Below are 19,415 nucleotides of genomic sequence, written 5' to 3'. Positions count from 1 at the left end.
CCTGATCGATTTTAGTAACGCTACTGTGACAAATTTACAGCTTAGCTTCAATAAAATAGCGATAAAACCCTGCTTTTATAGGGTGATATTCCCCACCTTTTTGTAAATACAATAAATAGCGTTTTATACAACAAAAAAGAACGGACATTTCGTCAGAAATTGAATAAAAAAACAAAGGCAATTAATACGCCAAACAAAACTGTAAAGGGGGTTTACAAAACACACTGGCTATTAGGGTTTGTTGACCTTTCAAGATTAAATTTGCAGCAGATTGTTTGGTATTTAGGCAAGGCGGAGCCTATGTGGTGTGGTTGTTCCCCATAAATAGGCGATAACGCAGCATCAATAACAAACAGGCGCTGCCCGAAGGGTTCTGCCTAGGGGCGATCTACTCTTTGTTACTCGGTTTTGACTTAGCCCACTAGGTTACAAACCTCGCGCCGCGATTAAACCGCACCTAGTTTGAACAAATATTAATCCGCAAAGATCATCAGACCCTATTAAAAGTAGAGATAAAAGCAAAAAACACAGCTATTTTCATTAAAAAAGCTAAATAACGCAGTTTTAGGTTGATCTTTACTATGGTTTGTAATTAGAATCGCCCACTTTTTTAATTTGAGAGCATTTTTTTAGCGTTTCTCTCAAATATTTTTTGTTCTAACTAGTCGTAACAAGTGTGGTGAGTTTATGGATTTTTATGTCCTAAAAAAGCAGCAAAAACTAATTGCAATACCAGCAGACGTGCAAAATTGTAAGCAGTATATAAACTCGGGTTATCTGTATATTGATAAAGTCGCTGCTTGTAATGAAACTAATGCACTGCAAGTATTACAAGCTAAAAAAGCCAAAGCATTAAAGTGGCCTTTAACAATCGCGCTCGCTGCTTTGCCCGTTATTTTTATAGCTTGGTATACTTTAACCTAAAGCGATACTTGCATCTTTAATTGCCTTGGGTATATTGGCGCTCTTATGGTTTTTTAAGAGCGCAAAATGAAAGTTCTTCACACTTCAGACTGGCACCTAGGTCAGCAATTTTATGAACATGATCGCCGTCATGAACACCATGCTTTTTTCTCTTGGCTGTTAACCACCCTCGTTAACCAACAAATCGATTTATTGCTTGTTGCAGGTGACATTTATCATACTGCCACACCGAGTGCTAACGCCGAAAACCAACTCTATCAATTTATAAAAAACGCCAAAGCCCAGTGTCCACAATTACACGTTGTTATTATTGCGGGTAATCATGACTCCGCTAATCGTATTTTGGCTGCACAGCCCTTATTAGACCAGTTTGATACTCATGTGGTAGGGCGGTTTGATCCTGCTAAACCCAGTGACGTTGTAATAACGATTAATAACGATGATAAACGCGCTGTGGTACTCGCTATGCCTTTTTTACGCACCAGTGACATAAGCACGCTTAGCCAAACCGAAAATGGCCCCAGTTACGCACAGGGCGTTGCAAAAGCCTATGAACTTGCTCTTGAACATGCGCTAACACTTAACGCTGAAAATACGCCTTTAATTGTTATGGGTCATTTGCATGCAAAAGGCGGTAATATTTCCGGTGACTCTGAACGTAATTTGGTCATTGGCGGTGAAGAAGCTATTTCAGCGTCGGTATTTGGTAAGCAAGCCAATTACGTCGCACTAGGCCACTTACATAAAGCACAACTAGTGGCTAAAAATGAGCAAATACGTTACAGCGGCACGCCTATTCCAATGTCGTTTTCAGAGAGAAAGTATACCCATCAAGTAAATGTGGTTGAATTTAGCGAGCAAAAAAACCAACCGTTAAACACCACTGTAAACCCCCTTTACATTCCGCGCTTAGCAGAAGTCATTGTTCTTCCTGAAGGAGAATGTGTGCCTTTAGCGCAGCTGTGTGAGCAAATAAAAGCACTCGATATAGAGCAATACGACATTGCTCCCTACTTACGAGTAAAACTTAAATCAAGTGATATCGATACCACCTTTCGAGAACAAATTGAGCAAGCACTTAAAGGAAAACAGGTTAATTTTTGTGGCATAGAGCGAGTTCGTGACCAGCAAATGAGTAATTCCTCAGGAACGGTATTTGAAGATTTAAGTTTTGTTGAAATGCTCAACCCAATTAGCTTACTCGAACAAGCATTTAATAATGATAAAGATATGGCCACAGCAACCGTGCCCAATGAATTAAAAGCACTGTTAACCGACGTAATTGAAGAACTTGAACAGGAGCAACTGCTATGAAAATAACGGCTGTTCGTATTCATAATTTAGCCTCCATTGCCGATGCCGAAATCGACTTTTTAGCTTCACCACTCAAAGACGCAGGCCTCTTTGCCATTACAGGTGACACCGGCGCAGGTAAAAGCACCGTACTCGATGCCATCTGCTTAGCGCTTTATACAAAAACTGCGCGTTTGAAAGGCGATAAAGGTAACCTAATTGATTTTAATGGCGATAACATTAAGCTTAACGATGCCCGCAATTTATTGCGCCGTGGCAAATGGGAAGGGTACGCCGAAGTAGATTTTAGTGGCCAAGACCAACAACTTTACAGAGCACGTTATAGTATTCAACGTACACATAAAAAAGTAACCGGCAAACTTAAAGTGGCCGAACATACTTTACATAGCCTACCCGATGAAACCTTAATTGCTGACAAAAGTGGCACCTTAAAAGCCATAGAAAATAAAATAGGTTTAACCTTTGAGCAGTTCTCGCGTGCGGTGTTACTAGCACAACATGAGTTTGCCGCCTTTTTAAAAGCCACTGGCGATGAGCGCGCGCAGCTTTTAGAGTGCCTGACTGGCACCGATAAATTTAGTCGAATAGGGCAGCGTATATTTGAGCGCAACAAAGCTATTAAAGATAAATTTGAATTACTAACGGCAAGTTTAGCCAGTTATACGTTATTGTCTGACGATGAGCTGAGTGAAAAACAACAAACGCTGGCTGATTTAAAACAACAAATTGAACACACTAAAACAACTTTAGCAACGACAGAGCAAGGCGTTAATTGGTATAAGCAAGCGCATAGCTTGGAGCTGGCATTAAAAAATGCTCAGCAAAACGAGCAACAAGCACATGCCGCACTCAATGCTGTTAAAGCGCAAACTGAGCAAGCAAAACAAGCGCAAAGTGCGCTTGAAATTAAAGATAACCGCCAGCGCTGTGAAAGCTTAACAGCGCAAAATAGCCAGTTAAATACACAAATAAAACAATTAAACGAGCTTGATCACAACGCGCTGATCACCGAGCAAGCCAGTAACGTTAAAAAACAGCAAAACGAATTAGATACAGCAAAACAACAAAAGCTAACAGCAGAGCCTCTGATTGCAAAAGCGCGAGAGCTCGACAGCCAATTAGCAATATATAACCAAACTATAAAAAGTCTGACTCAACAAAGCACCAAAGAGCAGCAACAATTAAGTGATTTACAACAGCAGCTACAACAAAACAAAATAAGAGCAGAGCAAGCCACAACTCAAATCACAGGGCATCAGCACTGGTTGAACGAGCAGAGTCAATTAAAGCCATTGGCAACTGATTGGAACTATTTTCATCATAGTTTTAAGCAGTTTTTTAATACTCAGACACAACTAAAAACAACCCAGCAGCAAGCTCAGGCTCACGCAGAGCAACAAACAATACTCACAGCAAAACTTAGCGAGCAAAATAAACAACTCGAACAAGCAGAGCAAACGCTTGCAACGCAGCAGCAAAGCCTAAATAAGCTAAACCAGCAGCACGCTCAATTTAATATTGAACAATGCGACAATAAGCTTAAAAACATTGATTATTTAAAAGATCAGCGCACACGCTATAAGCAGTTTAACCAAGAGTTAAAACTCACGCTACAGCAGCAACGTGATGTGGCAGAAAAGCTCAGCCACAGTGAACACACTAAAACCACGCTGCTTACGCAATTAACCAGCAAAGAGCAGGCACTTAAACACGCAGAGCAAGCGCTTAATCAAGCGAGGCTTCGGGCCAGTGAGCATGTTGAGCATTTACGCGCACAACTGGTTCCAAATGAGTCATGTGCCGTTTGTGGGGCTACAGAGCACCCGTTCGCGAGCAATCAAAGCCAACCTTTTACAAACCTAATAACCGACTTTGAAAATGCATATAATAACGAAAAGCAGCAACACCAAGATGCTCAAACACAGCTTCATCAGCACCAAACACAACACGCGGTTTTGGTGGCAGAGCATGCTCAGTACAGCCAAGCCATTAGTGACGCACAAGCCAAAATGCTGGAAATTAAAAATACCATGCAAGCGGCTAAAACCGAGCTTAATGAGTTAACAGTTGAGCAGCTTGATGAAACTTATAAGCAATTAAGTGAACAAAAAACACAGTATTTTTCGGCGCAAAAACAGCTCAGTAATTTGCAAGAAACTGTTAACCAGCTGCAAAGCACAGTTAAAAAAGAACAAGCGACACAGCAACAATTAAACACACAGCATGTTGAGCTGAGCAATCAGCAATCTCAGCTTAATAACAAATGCGATGAACTAGCAACTCAAAACGAAGCGCTTATAAAAGAGCTCAATTTACATTTTGAACACAGTGATTTTTGGCACGCATTGCAAGCAGGCTCGTTACCGCTTAGCGATTTAGCTCAGCAGGTAGAACAATATCAGCAAATCCAAGCACAGCTTGAACAAAGTCAAAAACAATTCGACAGCGCCAATGTACAGTTACAACAACTAACACCGCTTATAACCAAAGCAGAGCAGCGAGTTAACACGCTCAATGAAGAATTAACTCAAACACAGCAACAGCACAATAATACGCAGCAACAGCGCTTAGCCTTATTTGATAACCAAACTATTAGCGCCGATGACTACCAAGCTAAACTGTCAGCACAGCTAGAGCACTGCCAAAACCAATTAAGTGCCAGCCAACAAGCACACGACAGCGCCGTAAAACAGCGCGATGAACACGCCATCACGCTTAAAAACCTTGAGCATCGTCTGGCAGATAACCACCAAGAGTTAGTGATGCTTGAAACGCGTTACAACGACTGGTTTAAAGAATTTAACATCCTTCATGGCGATATCAGTCATGAACAAGTCACATTTTTACTAACTATCAGCAACGACGATATTAAAACTCAGTTAAAACAAGGCGAGCAACTATCGCAAGCAGTCGTTGATGCCAGTGCCGCGTTAAAGCAACAGCAACAAGCTAATGAACAGCATCAACAAAATAATCAGCCAACGCAAAGCGAAGCACAGCTAATTGAGCAACAAAACCACTTAAATACCCAGCAAACACAATTGCAAAATAGCTTACTCACCATCAACACCGCGATTGAGCAGCACAACCAAAATGCTAAAGCGCTTGAGGGCAAACAAGCTGAACTGAGCCAGCTCAAGCAACAGGTTGACCAATGGCATTTACTTAATAAAGTACTAGGTGATGCCACAGGTAAAACAATGCGTAATTTAGCGCAAACACAAACACTCAAAATATTGCTGCATTATGCTAATAGCCATTTAAAAACCCTTAACAAGCGTTATGAGCTCACTGCAATTGCTGAGTCACTTGATATAGCCATTATCGACCGCGATATGGCCGATGAACAACGCTCGGTCAATACGCTATCTGGCGGTGAATCGTTTTTAGTGTCGTTGGCATTAGCACTCGGACTTGCCTCACTATCTTCGAACAAAGTGCAAATTAACTCGTTATTTGTTGACGAGGGCTTTGGAACACTAGATAGTGAAACACTCAGTATTGCCATGGACGCGCTAGATTCATTGCAAGCGCAAGGTAGAAAGGTCGGTGTAATTTCACATGTAAGTGAAATGAGCGAACGCGTTGCTACGCAAATTCATGTCGCTAAAAAACCGGGTGGATACTCCACCATAAACGTAATTTAAGGAGACAGCATGCCCACTTTCAAAGGCGAAGAAGCACAAGAATATGATAACCGCATTACCCGTTTAGTCCCAGGCTATGAGCTACTTCATCAACTAACCAATGCACAACTGCAAACCACGTTAAGCGACGATGCACACATTTTAGTGATTGGTGCCGGCACAGGTAAGGAAGTATTAGCATTAGCACAAATAAATCCTAAATGGCAGTTTACTGCCCAAGACACCACCAGTGATATGCTCGATATTGCAAAACAACGCTTTGCAGAGCAAGGTATTGATAGCCGTGTCACTATTGAATGTAGCCCAGTTGATAAAGTAAAAGCGAAAGCAGACGCCGTATTATGTTTACTGGTGATGCATTTTGTAGAAGATAACGGCGACAAAAAACAAATTCTTAAAAGCATTAAAACTAACCTTAAAAAAGGAGCGAATCTTTACATTGCTGATTTAATGCGCCCAGAAACAACATTTGAGCGTGAGTCACAATTAAACACCTGTGCTCAATTAGGCTTAACTGAAGCTGGCAAAACTCAAATGGGGCATAACCTCGAAAGAGAGTTTTACCCCCTAGATCGTATGCGCTTTAGTGAACTACTGAATGAATGTGGATTTGGTATTCCAAAGCTTTATTTTAAAGCACTTGGCTTTAGCGGTTACGTTGTATAAATTTTTGTCAAAAAAAAAGCTAATATCATAATGATATTAGCTTTATTGCTTAACACTAGTTTAAGCGGAGTGAGTGCGCTTTAAAGCCCACTCCCTCTATAATTAGATGCAAACGATGTTTTCAGCTTGCGGGCCTTTTTGACCTTGAGTAACAGTAAACTGTACACGTTGGCCTTCAGCTAATGTTTTAAAACCGTCGCCAGAGATAGCACTGAAATGTGCGAAAACGTCTGCGCCAGATTCTTGCTCGATAAAACCAAAACCTTTTGCTTCGTTAAACCATTTTACTGAACCAGTAGTTGTATTAGACATAATATGTATCCTAAAAATTAATTAAAGTGTGCCTGAAAAGAGGCGATTGAGCCGAAAAAATAGTTAACTTGAGGATATCGCGTAGGATTATTACTAAAACAACGGGGTACTAACAAATAAAACAAAACTTCTTTCAAACTTATAAATATTGATGGGTTAACACTAACCCATCAATTAAAACTATTTAGATGCAAACGATGTTTTCAGCTTGCGGGCCTTTTTGACCTTGCGTTACAGTAAACTGTACTTTTTGGCCTTCGGCTAATGTTTTGAAACCGTCGCCAGAGATAGCACTGAAATGTGCGAAAACGTCTGCGCCAGATTCTTGCTCAATAAAACCAAAACCTTTTGCTTCATTGAAAAATTTTACTGTACCAGTAGTTGTATTAGACATAATAATATCCTAAAAAAATAATAAAAAATTTGCCTTAAAATAGGCGTTTAACAGGAAGAAAACAAACATTTAACTTGAGGATATCGCGAAGGATTATTACTAATAACAACGAGGTACTTACAAATAAACAGGGCTTTCTATCAACCCGATGGCAAGCAGAATAACAGCAATACACTTTATAACAAGCTTTATTTACACTTTATTTTTACCTATTTAGGCAAAGCGCGCTGCCATGGGCTTTGCAGCGTCATCGCCTTAACTTTTTAAAGTTCGTGTAAAACATAACCTGTTAAAAGTGCAAGTTACGCGCTCTTACAATATCTTTCATCACAATGGTTGAGGTTAAACGTTGTACACCCGGTAAGGCTGATAGCTTGTCATCGTAGAGTTGCTGAAACGCGGCTAAATCTTTAGTTACAACATGTAACAGGTAATCAGGGGTGCCAAATAAGCGTTGTGCATTGGTGATCTGAGGGATAGCATCGACTGCTTGCTCTAATTTGCTTAATGACGCTTTATCACCTTCTTTAATAGTAATAAATACTAACGCAGAAAAGTTTAAACCCACTTTTTCAGGTGATATTTCAGTTCTGTAGCCAACAATTGCTTTGCTTTTCTCAAGCTCTTTTACACGACGATGACAAGGTGACACGCTTAGCCCAACACGATCAGCCAATTCAGAAAGGGTGAGCCTGCCATCAACTTGCAACTCAGCAAGAATTTTCCTATCTATGGTATCCATAGTTGATTATTTCCTAAAATGAACGCTTATGTCAGTAAAATACAGTAACTTTTACTCATCAGAAAGAAATAAAATAGCAGCTCACTTATTTTGGGTTTTAGCGCATGGATACGTATGGATATTAATATTATTTTTTCTTTTTGGCTGGTATCAATCTTGTTTGTACTTACCCCCGGTGCCGATTGGGCTTATACAATCAGTGCAGGTATAGCGGGTGATAAAATCATTCCTGCGGTGTCAGGATTAATACTTGGGCATTTAATGGCTAGTTTGATTGTGGTGATAGGGTTAGGCGCGTTATTAGCGTCGCATGCCATTTTTATAAAGCTGTTAACCTTATTTGGTGCTTTGTACATAATTTGGATTGCCGTATCACTGTACCGATTTCCTCCAATGCCTGCAGCATATAACGATGGCCAAGAACACACCTCAGACACGCCCCTAAAGTGGATGAGAAAGGGCTTTATAATTAGTGGCTTGAATCCCAAAGTGATGCTGTTATTTTTAGCCTTATTGCCGCAGTTTGTTTTACCAACACTGTCATTTTCTATTACTGAACAATTGCTGGTACTTAGCATTATTCATTTAGTTGGCTGTGCGCTGGTATATTGGTTAATAGGGCTAAGTGCCAGAAAAATCCTCAGCAATAATCCGGCGCTCTCACTAAAATTTGGCCGTGCATCGGCCTGCATCCTATTTATTTTGGGCTCGCTCATGCTAGTTGATAGCGCTAACACACTGAGCGTAACACTTACCTAAAAAACGAAAGTGGCTTAGATTATTCGCAACTGAGCCACTAATTCACTCAAACGGGCAATTTTAATATTACTCAGCTGCCTATAATCAAAATAGGGGCATACAATAATATTCTGGCTTTTATCTATAGCAAACTCATCATCAAGCCAATCAAGTTGGGCGTTTAACTTACCTTGTTGTATCAAGTTTTTAGCGTGAGTTCTTCCTGCAATAATGTGCAATTGATTTTTATGCTCAGTAAGCACCGGCGCACTAAAGAGTAATGCAGTCCCGCTATGCTGCTGTAACAACAGCTCATCTCGATATGCTTGCCAGCTCTCTGCTTGTTTAGCAAATGAGTAATACTCGCTTGGCAGCGCAAATAACACCTTGGCGTACACATTAAAGACTTTTCGCCAGCCATTGCCACAGTGCTGATTTATACTGTTTATTTGCCCACTAACCACAGGATCTAGCTGCGCAAGTGTTTCAAAGTAAGGCATAGGGGGCGCTTTTGCTACATACACAGCAACACTGAATGAATTATCACCTAACCCTATTAACTGGCTGCTCACCTTAATTGCTCTTATTTTGCGCTAAAATACGATCAAGATTATTAGCAAAGTTTTGTCTGTCACTTTGGCTTAATGGAGGCGGCCCACCACTCATTTCTACACCACTTGAGCGCATAGTATCCATAAAATCGCGTACATTTAGTAATGAACGAATGTTTTCAGTGGTGTAAAGCTCACCGCGCGGATTAAGCGCTTGGCCGCCATTATCAATCACTTCACTTGCCAGTGGAATATCTCCAGTGATCACTAAATCGCCTTTTTCTATTCGTTTTACTATTTCATCATCAGCCACATCAAAGCCCGATGACACTTGTAGTCGGCTAATAAATTTTGACGGTGGGATGCGCATGGCATGATTTGCAACCAGTATAGTTTCTGTTTGCGTACGCTCTGCGGCTCTAAATAAAATTTCTTTTATTACCACCGGACAAGCGTCAGCATCAACCCAAATTTTCATGCTAAGTTCTTTAAATTGCTTTAGTATTAAAGCGATCCTATAGCAATTTCTAAAGAAAAGGAAACAACATGAAACTCGCTTTTAAAACCGCATTATTTATTACCACCGTGTTTTTACTCAGTGCCTGTACCAGCGCACCCGAAGGAATAACTCCTGTTAAAAACTTTGATTTAGAGAATTACCAAGGCAAGTGGTATGAAATAGCACGATTAGACCACTCTTTTGAACAAGGGATGGAGCAAGTAACAGCCACTTATTCAATTAACGATGATGGAACGGTAAAGGTATTAAACAAAGGGTTTATTAGTAAAGAACAAAAATGGGACGAAGCTGAAGGCTTAGCTAAATTTGTAGAAAACGCCGATACAGGGCATTTTAAAGTGTCATTTTTTGGCCCGTTTTATGGTGCCTATATTATTTTTGAGCTCGACCAACCTGATTATCAATATGCCTTTATTACCAGTTATAGCAAAGATTACTTATGGTTTTTATCGAGAACACCTACAGTGAGTAAAGAGCTCAAGCAGCACTTTTTAAGCCAAGTAAAAACGCTTGGTTTTGCAACAGATGAGATTATTTGGGTAAATCAAAAATCGCTGTAAAGGGGGTTTACATGCCCCTAGGTTGTAATAAAACGTTCACCTTACTGTAAGGTAAACTAAATAAAGAGGGGCTATATTAGCCTCACTTGCAAAGAGACAGGCAAGTACAAGACATAATGACAATCCCCCTTTTTTATTGGCAAGCCTGATGGCTTGCCATTTTTTTACCTCAATTTAGCCTATTCTTTGGGATCAGGTTTTTACTAACTAAAGCCCATTTAAACCAAAAAATAACGTACTCGTGGCTAATATCAATAATACAAGCAAGTTAAAAAGCTTAGTTAAATTGACTAAAAAACTATAAAAAATCATTATAATTAAAGCACTTAACGACATAAACCCGCAAAACTGTAGAGCGCCATAGCCGTGTAATTCGCTAACACAAAGCAGTAAACTTAGTAAAATACTGATCCAAGCAACACTCAATAAAATTAAACGCTGCTGATCAGTAGGGCGCTTGTTAAAAACATCCTTAAAATGATTAAACTTAGCCAGTGCAAAGCAGTTAAAAGCCACCAAACATAAACTAAAAGGGAGCAATGCCATCATACTTTTTGCTCCTGAGTGTTTATCGGACTAGGTTTTTTAGCTTGCAGCGTAGTACGTAATTTTTCGGTTTGTAACAAAAACAGCAAACCAAACAGTAAAAAGAGACTATCAAACATAAATAAAGCCCACTGTTCATTACGTAAATAACTGATTATATTCCCTTGTGTTGTTAGCGCATTAACCACAGGCACACTAAAACAAGCAATGCTGTTTATGGCAGCCATAACACACCACTGCAACTTGTCACGCTTTACAAAAGCGATAATAAGTACACACAGCCAAGTTAAAAAGAAGGCAAGTATCTCTTTATCCGCGCGCTCCATTGCGCGTGTGCTGATTAATCGGTTTGCTAAAAAGAACGCAGACGTTGCCAAGGGTAACCCCATTAAAGTTCCTAAATTAAGCGCTTCGACGAGTTTTAAACCCCATGATGGCTGGGCATTTTTTTTCATTCGCTCCCGAATACGCTTCGCCCACATAATACAGCCCGTGGCTATCATTATGCAGCCAGCAATGCCGCCTAAAAAGTATAAAACACGTAATAATGGCTCTGCTAAACGCCCAGTGTGCATTGAATTTAGTGACTCATACAGCGCTTTACTGCCGGTGAGTTCATCATCAGTTTGAGCAACAAGCTCACCACTCGCTCCACTAAATATCAAACGCGGTGCTTGATCCCTTAATGTTTTTCCAGGACTGACCAAAACCATAATAGTCGCAGCGGCCTTATTCGGCTTATTTATAATCACCCGAGTTATATCAGCCTCTGGCCACTTAGTATAAACCTGATCCAAAACAGTATTGATAGGCACTAACGGTGCAGTGCCTTGCAACGACTCTGTTGCAGAACTACTTGGCGAAACATCATTAAAAAAGCCTCGTATTCCATCCTCATAAACGGTTTGCGCGGGGTAGGGGAAAATCATAAATATCAGGGTAATAATGCCCGTATAAGTAATCATTAAATGAAACGGTAAGGCAAATACCGAACTTAAATTATGCACATCTAACCAGCTACGGCTGCCTTTATTAGCTCTAAAAACAAACATATCTTTAAAAATACGTTTGTGAATAACGACGCCAGATATCAGCGCAATGAGCATAAATAAACTAGCAAAGCAGACAATCCAACGCGCCGTTTTTACATCAATATAATGCAAATCAAAATGCAGGCGATAAAAGAAATTCCCCCCTCGAGTATCTACAAAGGGTGCTAAAGGCTGCATATTATTTGGATCTAAACGGGTATTTTCGAACTGCGCTCTGCGCTGTCCAGGCTCTTTTGGTTTTGCATAACCATACGTTAAATAAGGTATACGCTCCTCAGGAAGCGTTATACGCCAATTAGGCGCATTAGGTGCTTGCGCATTTAAGTACTCAACACCCGACACGATTTGTTGCTTTTGCGCGCCAATACGATCTGCCTGCTGCTCAATATTATGGACACTTGGCTGATTCCATAAGCTCACTTCATCTCTAAAAAAGCTAATAGTGCCTGCAAAAAATATTAAATACAGTAACCAACACACGAGCAAACCCACCCATGTATGTAACCACGTCATTGAACGAAAAAAACTCCCTTTCATAACCATCCCTTCAATAGCGATAACACGACAAGTTGCGCTGCAATACTTAGTAAAATACTGATCCAAACAGTTTTTAATGAATGAATATAAAAGCTATAAATAAACACCAGGGCATAAATTAAAATACTCGCAGACACACTAAGCAAAACCGCGTCAACTTTAGGCACAGGCACTACTGCACTTAATAGCGACACACTTACGGCTGTAAAAAAATACCCGCCAACAATGGCAATAAAAAAACGCGATAAAACCGCTAATTCATAGCTAAAGCGTTGCATAAATTGCCATAACATAGAAAAAACGGGTTTGGGAAAGTCTAAAAGACGGTTGGAGGCCTGCATAAACTGCAAATTCCTTTTAAACATAGCTAAAAAAGATGGCGATATTATAACGCCAACAAATACAAAAGATAGTAATTCTTATTTGTATTTGAATGCAGTAATAGGCATTTAATTGAGTTAGTTAAATAGTGATCTATATAAAGATTAAAAGTCAGCTATAAAATAACCTATCTAAGTGAATGCTTACTCTGGATGCGTTGCTGTTACCGGCTAAATACATAAAGACACAGTAAACACACGTCCGTGTATGAAATTAAAAGTTAAATAAAGCACTCTATTTAATAAGTTTTTCCATAGCCTTAACAGGTAATTTTGATATAAGAAGCTAATAATTAGAGACCTTTTAAGCTATAAATTTCTCTCAAATAACACTGGATCAGTATTTTACCAACAAGGCATAAAATACCGCTGGCATAAACCGATTTTTTACTAACTTATTACCAAAGAAAGCTAAAAAACAACCAAAACGATGAAAAAACAGGCTTGAAAAATTAAATTTTATACTTTTAAACCGACATGTTAGTAAAAATCTGATCTTTGATAAATGCAGTTTAATCCGTAATGATTTTAACTGGGAAGGTAACAATAGAGATACAACGCGTAAATTATGCTCAAAAAATAAACATTTCGCATAGATGTTGCAGTCACTTTATTTCACCGCTTAAGCACAGAGCGACTGCCATAAAAAACTACAAAGTGGTTATGAAAGATTAAAAATAGTTTATAAACATTCATATAGGCTCAACATCAATTAAGTCGCTTTGACTATGCCTTAAAATAACTCCCTCTAGCGTTAAAAAATAATTAACATCGGTGCTATTTTTCTTGTTGCATTTTGCTGGTCAAAATTAATAACTTCATACTAATTATCTCTTTTAAAAAGCCTTAATGTTAACAAAAGATTTCATTTTGATAACAATTGTGTTTAAATCCGAAACAATGGACTGAGATAACCCTCAAAACTAATTTGCACGGAAGTAAAAAAATAATAATTTTTAAAAATGGAAAAACTATGAATAAAAAAATCTTTGCTGCTTCCGCTTTGCTAGCAATTTCATCAACTTCTTTACTTGCATCTAACCAAACATTTCAAGCAAGTGTAAATGGTTGGACTGAGCCTACTTTTGCAGAAGATAGCCCACTGCACTTTGGTAAAATTCGCTTATCTACAAGCTCAACCTGTACGATGGATAATGCTGGCGTTGTATCGGGTGACTGTGATGCGTCAGATGCAAACATTCAATTAGGTGGAATTACTGTATCTGGTTTAGCGCCAAATTCAGCAATGAATATTACTGTATCTGGAAGCACAGGCACTAACTTAACTTTTGTTCCAGTAACAACGGCTACAGATGGCACAACCAGTGTAACAACTGCTGACAATGTTGCGTCTGCTTTCACTACTGATGCAAGTGCAACCGATATTACTGTTAGTGTATATGGTGATATGACAGTTGATTCTACACTGACAGCGGGCGCTGCTTACACTGTAGATTACACTGTAGATGTGTCTTTCCAATAAGACTATGAAAGCTGAGGCTAACTTACTAAGTTAGCCTCAGTTTATTTTTTTGCGCAATTGCGCATTAAAAATAAAATGTGTGGAGCAACGCGCTCCACTTTTTATTATCATGTTGTTGAGTTGTCCCATGATTCTTAAACTTTTTTGTTGGGCCGCCCTTTGCCTAACTCTTTTACTACCTGAAATTTGTAGTGCCAACCTTGCGCTGTCTGAATACCGTTTATACTTTGATGGACGTACTAAAAATAATTCACTACTTATCAGAAATACCTCTAATAAAAATCTCGATTTTAAACTTGTTGTTACCCATAAAGATATGACCGAAGAAGGAGCACTTATAGATGTTACTCCGCAACAAGTTGAAGGACGCTCTGCCAAAAACATGCTACGGTTTTCTCCACGTCGCGGCACTATTGCCCCAAAAGGGATGCAAGCTATCAGAATGACCGTTCGCAAAAAAGCTGAGCTTGCTGTAGGCGAATACAGGGCGGTGCTTAAAATCATAGCCTCTGAGTCACAAAACCCCGACATTGATGGAATAAGCATTAGACCTAAAGTTGCTTACAGTGTGCCTGTTATTGTTCGTCATGGCCAATTAGAGGCTGACTCAGAATTAATAAACCCGCAATTAATTACTCAAAATGGGCGTCCGACTCTAACATTTTGGCAAACACTCACAGGGAATCGCTCTGTGTATGGAAACTTTGAATTAGTCGATGAGAATAATGTAATGATTGGTGAAATAGCCAATGTGGCCGTTTATACCCCTTTATCACGTCGCAAGGTATACATCACTTTACAAGCCCCTGTGACAGGGCCTGTGACACTCAATTACAAAGAAAACGAGCTTTACGGCGGTAAAATCGAGTTAGCGATCCCTATTAATATCAAATAACAAATGCTACACATTAATGCCTTATACTATGGTATAACGGCTCGCTTGTTACTTTGTACATTACTGTTAATTGTACCCAAAGCAATCATCGCAAAGCAGTTACCGACTCTTTATCAATGGCCTATTGATGAGGAGTCTTTTGTGATTATAAATGTAAGAGTTAATGGCCGTTCTGTTGTCTCCGACTTAGAAGCTTACTACTCAAAATCAAATAAGTTGCTACTTCCCATAAGCGCCCTGAAATCGACCATGGGAATTAGCTTAAACGTGTCACAAAATACACTGTCTGCTAACGTTGACTCAAGTGAGCAGGTGCTGAATGCTGAGCTTTCCTCAACTTTAGCCCCCTCAGAAAATGTTTCATTGTGGGCTATCGATGACTACGACCACTATGTTGATTTATCTGTTATAAATACACTTTTAAATACCGACTCGCGCTTTGATTACTCACTGATGCAGGTTTCATTTTCTAGTAACTTGCTTACTTATAATAACAACCAAGTAACGAGTGGTATTACAAAAAAAATTAAGTACAAAGCACTGCAATACGACCACTTTATAGACGACCAATACCAAGCGCTAACCTACCCCGTGTCTGAATATTCGCTATCAGCAAGCTATAAATCGTCTAATAATCGTTATAAGGGACTACTCAGGCTTAATAGCTACTTTGACTTATTTCATCATCGAGCTGAACTACGATTCAACAAAAACGAAAACACCACTAATACCTTTTTAAAAATAACTAAAGACTTTAACTTAAGTGAACAAGATCACTCACTGGCACGCATTCACTACCAATTGGGAGATATTCAATCTCAGTCAGATCAGCTTATTACTAGCTCAAACCAAGGCCGGGGATTTTATATTTCAAATGCTAACCCGCATTCGGCACAAAATTTTTCAACTATCACCATTGAAGAACCGGCACTACCGGGCTGGCAAGCAGAGCTGCATCGAAATGGCCAATTTATTGCCACGACTCAAGCTAACGACGAAAATTTGGTTCGATTTACCGATGTTGAAACTTTTTACGGCAACAATATCTTTGAAATTAAACTTTTTGGCTCACAGGGTGAGCAAATTACACGCACTCAAAAATATACAATAGGGCAAGACGCACTATCGCACGGAAAAATAAGCTATCAGGTGGAGTTTTTAGAAACAGATAAAAGCTTTTTTAATCAATCCAGTAACTCCTCAACGGCGATGAGTAATGCCTTTAAAAGTAATCTCTCTTATGGCATTAGTGAGTTTATTACTTATGACGCTCAAATTACTCATTTGCAAACTGAACAAAATAACAGCAGCTACCTATCATCTGGGCTAAACACACTTACAGATCACGGCAGTTACCGTTTTTTAGCCACAAAACAACTCGATGCTGGCTATGCTTATTTTGCCGGTTTTAGAGGCCTACTTTCTGATACACTTTTTAACGACATCAGTGTTAATGTTGAATACAGTGCCCTTAATGACTTTTCTAGCGCTTTATTTGTAGCACAAGAGAACTCACTCAAAAATAGGCTGTTATTGAGCCTAAATGGTCGGACTGATTTCTTTAACTCCCTTAACTGGAATATGAGATGGAGCAATGAAGTACGTGAAAATACCAACACTAAAAACCGACTCTCATTAGGTATCAATAAAAGTTATGTCGCAGGAACATGGTCAAGCCAACTATTTTATGATGACGATACGAATAACCTAATAAACCGGCTTTATTCTTCAATGGATATTGCCTCTTGGAAATGGACCAACACCTTAGATTGGCAGACTAATAATGGCGCAGAACTTACTCGTTTGAGAAGTAGTTTACGTTGGCCACAAACACAAAGCACCTTCAATCAAACACAGCTGACTTATCAGTCTAACTCTGCAGCAAATACGCTTTTAAGTCATCAGTATACATACCGCCATGAGATATTTAATATACAAGTATCAGGGCAAGTCGATAATCAAGGTGATTGGCGCTTTTCTTTAGGTTTAAATGGCACATTTAGTTTTGATCATTTAGAAGCAAACTTTAACTTTGACACTCCTCGCTCATTAAATTCCGGGCAAATAGAAGTTAGTTCGTTCATAGATTGGAATGAAAATGAAATCTTTGACCAAGGCGATGAGCCAATTCAAGACGTTAATTTTACTGGCAACTACCTATGGCGAGATAAATACACCAATAATGACGGAAAGGTCTTGCTACCAAGCAGTTACGGTGGCCAGGTTTTAGATGTTAATTTACGCTCGTTGTCTAATCCTTACTTGCAGCCCTCTTTAGGAAAAATTAAAACATTGGCTCATAGAGGCGGACAAACTAAAGTAAATATTCCTTTAGTGGTCTACAACGAGGTTGAGGGGACTATTTATCTATCGAGCAATGAAAAGAGTAAACCTATCGCAGGACTCACGGTTGTACTTAAAGAAAAAGACGGCGAAAAGCATTATTCAACGGTCACTGAATATGATGGTTATTATTATTTCCCCAATGTTTCTCAAGGAAATTATATGCTTGAAATAGAAAAAAATGAGCAACTCTCAGAAAACATAACTATAAAAAATCTTCCTGAGCAGGTCATCACTGAAAAAAGCGGCGATACCATAATATTGCAAGATATTATTGTATACACAAATAACGCTGATACCTTAACTGAACGAGCTACAATAGCGGCTGAATCAAACCAACAAACACCTTATTTTGTGCAATTAGGCGTATTCAAAAAGTTTCAATCGGCACTTACTGTTGCGAATAAAATTGATAAAGCCGCCTATGCTTTGCAGTTATATAAGCATGAACGTCGTGATAGCTATTACCTCGTTGCAGGCCCATATAACAATGCAGCTAAAGCACAACAAACCATTAATGATGTTTATTCAATACCAGCGCTTCATGGTAGCTTTATGGTTGATGCAAGGCGATATGCCTCACCACAGTGGCGAAAAATAGGGGAGTGGAGCGATATGCAAACCAAAAATACTGAGACTTATTTTTGCCAGTATGGTGCATATACCTCTAAAAAATCCGTTAACAAAAAACTGCTAAGGGAAAACCCATCACTGTTCATAGCAGAACGAGCAATAAAAGGTAAAGCCCACTATTTGATGCTGTCAGGACCTCATAATGCAAAGCAAACAGCTTGTGATACGCAAGTGATTAAACAAATAAAAGGGCTCACCACCGCGATAAAGAAACCTTGGCACAGCATTTTTACTATAAATCAGTAGTAAAGTACTGCGCCTGTGTTTTGCCATCACTGTTTAAATGCGACTCACATTTTATTTCACAACGCGCTCCCGCAGATTCAGCAACCCAAATCGATTGCGCGCTCTTTTTGATATAACACGCAGAATACAGAGCATCTTCTTTTTGCGCAGCAACAACAAAGCAACGCTGAAAATCACCCAAAGCTAATACTTTGATTGGATAAACTTGTTCTTGTGCAATTACACCAGCACTAAATGTTTGTGATGATTTAGCATAAACAGCATATGAAATAGCGAGCATACACACCAAAAACATTAAAATAGATATTTGTTTCATATAATTAAAGCGAATTAAAAAGCAATATAGTAAGTGTAGAATAAATTAGTTTTTATGTGTTTATTTAACAAATATTAGACTGTAAATAGCAATGACCGCTTGATTCACCACAAGTCAATGTACTGATGATATAATACATTTTTTGCAAAAAGAGCGGGGCACTATGTTAACTATTTCAAACAGCGTAACCATTGATGAATGGGAAGTAGAGCTCAGCGCTATTCGCTCGCAAGGCGCAGGCGGGCAAAATGTTAATAAAGTAGCCAGTGCTATACATTTACGCTTTGATATTAATCGCTCTAAATTACCTGACTTTTATAAAGAACGATTACTTGCTTTAAAAGATTCAAGGATCACCAAAGAAGGGGTATTGGTTATTAAAGCGCAAAGCCATCGCACCCAAGAGCTCAACAGGGAAGATGCATTAAAACGGCTAAAAGATTTAATTTTAAGCGCGACTAAAGTTAATAAAGCACGCCGTGCCACCAAACCTAGCCGTAACTCACAGCGTAAACGCATGGACAAAAAAACCAAACACGGCCAAACCAAAGCCCTACGCGGTAATATTAAGCTATAACTTAAGTAACCTGTACTGTGGTTAAGTATATAAAAAGGC

19 protein-coding genes are annotated in these 19,415 nt (G+C 39.2%); 10 read left to right on the top strand and 9 right to left on the bottom strand.

Annotated elements, in window-relative coordinates:
* Positions 1 to 687: 687 nt before the first annotated feature.
* From ND6B_RS11550 to ND6B_RS11565, 4 genes are all read left to right on the top strand, one after another.
* Positions 688 to 924, top strand: coding sequence for a hypothetical protein (locus tag ND6B_RS11550; RefSeq protein ID WP_013462818.1), 237 nt, complete (start codon positions 688 to 690; stop codon positions 922 to 924).
* Between the two features lie 66 nt (positions 925 to 990).
* Positions 991 to 2,238 (top strand): exonuclease SbcCD subunit D, encoded by a 1,248-nt coding sequence (locus ND6B_RS11555; protein ID WP_033103222.1) that lies wholly within the window; start codon positions 991 to 993, stop codon positions 2,236 to 2,238.
* Positions 2,235 to 5,885 (top strand): AAA family ATPase, encoded by a 3,651-nt coding sequence (locus ND6B_RS11560; RefSeq protein WP_033103221.1) that lies wholly within the window; start codon positions 2,235 to 2,237, stop codon positions 5,883 to 5,885. The genes ND6B_RS11555 and ND6B_RS11560 overlap by 4 nt, the downstream gene beginning before the upstream one ends.
* 9 nt (positions 5,886 to 5,894) lie before the next feature.
* Positions 5,895 to 6,551: a class I SAM-dependent methyltransferase gene (locus ND6B_RS11565; protein WP_033103220.1), complete on the top strand. Its 657-nt coding sequence runs from the start codon at positions 5,895 to 5,897 to the stop codon at positions 6,549 to 6,551.
* Positions 6,552 to 6,653: 102 nt separating this feature from the next.
* Here the strand turns inward: ND6B_RS11565 and ND6B_RS11570 are convergent, their stop codons facing one another.
* The 3 genes from ND6B_RS11570 to ND6B_RS11580 form a co-directional block, all read right to left on the bottom strand.
* Complete coding sequence (locus ND6B_RS11570) at positions 6,654 to 6,863, bottom strand: cold-shock protein (protein ID WP_007377377.1); 210 nt, start codon at positions 6,861 to 6,863, stop codon at positions 6,654 to 6,656.
* Between the two features lie 184 nt (positions 6,864 to 7,047).
* Positions 7,048 to 7,257, bottom strand: a complete 210-nt coding sequence (locus ND6B_RS11575; RefSeq protein WP_008463923.1) for a cold-shock protein — start codon at positions 7,255 to 7,257, stop codon at positions 7,048 to 7,050.
* 289 nt (positions 7,258 to 7,546) lie between these two features.
* Positions 7,547 to 7,999 (bottom strand): Lrp/AsnC family transcriptional regulator, encoded by a 453-nt coding sequence (locus tag ND6B_RS11580; RefSeq protein WP_013462814.1) that lies wholly within the window; start codon positions 7,997 to 7,999, stop codon positions 7,547 to 7,549.
* A 114-nt stretch (positions 8,000 to 8,113) separates the two neighbouring features.
* Here ND6B_RS11580 and ND6B_RS11585 point away from each other — a divergent pair, with 114 nt between their 5' ends.
* Positions 8,114 to 8,758, top strand: a complete 645-nt coding sequence (locus tag ND6B_RS11585) for a LysE family translocator (protein ID WP_033103219.1) — start codon at positions 8,114 to 8,116, stop codon at positions 8,756 to 8,758.
* Between the two features lie 14 nt (positions 8,759 to 8,772).
* On the opposite strand, the gene ND6B_RS11590 is transcribed toward ND6B_RS11585, so the two are convergent.
* On the bottom strand, positions 8,773 to 9,309 hold the full coding sequence (locus tag ND6B_RS11590) for a DUF6942 family protein (RefSeq protein ID WP_033103218.1): 537 nt from the start codon (positions 9,307 to 9,309) through the stop codon (positions 8,773 to 8,775).
* A 1-nt stretch (position 9,310) separates the two neighbouring features.
* Entirely contained in the window at positions 9,311 to 9,766 is a 456-nt protein-coding gene (locus ND6B_RS11595) for a YaiI/YqxD family protein (RefSeq protein ID WP_028834651.1), read from the bottom strand.
* 68 nt (positions 9,767 to 9,834) lie between these two features.
* On the opposite strand from ND6B_RS11595, the gene ND6B_RS11600 reads away from it, so the two are divergent.
* Positions 9,835 to 10,368 (top strand): lipocalin family protein, encoded by a 534-nt coding sequence (locus tag ND6B_RS11600; protein ID WP_033103217.1) that lies wholly within the window; start codon positions 9,835 to 9,837, stop codon positions 10,366 to 10,368.
* Between the two features lie 207 nt (positions 10,369 to 10,575).
* On the opposite strand, the gene ND6B_RS11605 is transcribed toward ND6B_RS11600, so the two are convergent.
* Genes ND6B_RS11605 through ND6B_RS11615 form a run of 3 tightly spaced genes read right to left on the bottom strand, consistent with a single transcriptional unit; the run spans position 10,576 to position 12,844 of the window.
* Positions 10,576 to 10,917 carry a DUF3325 domain-containing protein gene (locus ND6B_RS11605; RefSeq protein ID WP_016899981.1) on the bottom strand — a complete coding sequence of 114 codons (342 nt, stop codon included), beginning with the start codon at positions 10,915 to 10,917 and terminating at the stop codon, positions 10,576 to 10,578.
* A complete protein-coding gene (locus ND6B_RS11610; protein WP_033103216.1) occupies positions 10,914 to 12,503 on the bottom strand; it encodes a PepSY-associated TM helix domain-containing protein in 1,590 nt (529 codons plus the stop codon). Before ND6B_RS11610 ends, ND6B_RS11605 begins: the two co-directional genes overlap by 4 nt.
* Positions 12,500 to 12,844, bottom strand: a complete 345-nt coding sequence (locus ND6B_RS11615) for a hypothetical protein (RefSeq protein ID WP_033103215.1) — start codon at positions 12,842 to 12,844, stop codon at positions 12,500 to 12,502. Before ND6B_RS11615 ends, ND6B_RS11610 begins: the two co-directional genes overlap by 4 nt.
* A gap of 1,012 nt (positions 12,845 to 13,856) precedes the next feature.
* Between ND6B_RS11615 and ND6B_RS11620 the strand changes: the two genes are divergently transcribed.
* The 3 genes from ND6B_RS11620 to ND6B_RS11630 all read left to right on the top strand — a co-directional run bounded on the left by ND6B_RS11620 (position 13,857) and on the right by ND6B_RS11630 (position 18,483).
* Positions 13,857 to 14,366, top strand: coding sequence for a hypothetical protein (locus tag ND6B_RS11620; protein ID WP_028834648.1), 510 nt, complete (start codon positions 13,857 to 13,859; stop codon positions 14,364 to 14,366).
* A 127-nt stretch (positions 14,367 to 14,493) separates the two neighbouring features.
* Positions 14,494 to 15,261 carry a hypothetical protein gene (locus ND6B_RS11625; protein ID WP_232311369.1) on the top strand — a complete coding sequence of 256 codons (768 nt, stop codon included), beginning with the start codon at positions 14,494 to 14,496 and terminating at the stop codon, positions 15,259 to 15,261.
* A 141-nt stretch (positions 15,262 to 15,402) separates the two neighbouring features.
* Positions 15,403 to 18,483, top strand: coding sequence for an SdrD B-like domain-containing protein (locus ND6B_RS11630; protein ID WP_235420466.1), 3,081 nt, complete (start codon positions 15,403 to 15,405; stop codon positions 18,481 to 18,483).
* Here the strand turns inward: ND6B_RS11630 and ND6B_RS11635 are convergent.
* Entirely contained in the window at positions 18,470 to 18,763 is a 294-nt protein-coding gene (locus ND6B_RS11635; protein WP_235420465.1) for a hypothetical protein, read from the bottom strand. The two genes, ND6B_RS11630 and ND6B_RS11635, sit on opposite strands and share 14 nt — an antisense overlap.
* Before the next feature lie 199 nt (positions 18,764 to 18,962).
* On the opposite strand from ND6B_RS11635, the gene arfB reads away from it, so the two are divergent.
* On the top strand, positions 18,963 to 19,376 hold the full coding sequence (gene arfB, locus ND6B_RS11640; protein WP_033103213.1) for an alternative ribosome rescue aminoacyl-tRNA hydrolase ArfB: 414 nt from the start codon (positions 18,963 to 18,965) through the stop codon (positions 19,374 to 19,376).
* Positions 19,377 to 19,415: the final 39 nt, after the last annotated feature.

The sequence above is a fragment of the Pseudoalteromonas sp. ND6B genome, from assembly GCF_000764215.1.
GTDB lineage: Bacteria > Pseudomonadota > Gammaproteobacteria > Enterobacterales > Alteromonadaceae > Pseudoalteromonas > Pseudoalteromonas tetraodonis.
The sequence above is the reverse complement of the archived record's forward strand: the minus strand, read 5'-3'. Positions and strand labels throughout refer to the sequence as shown.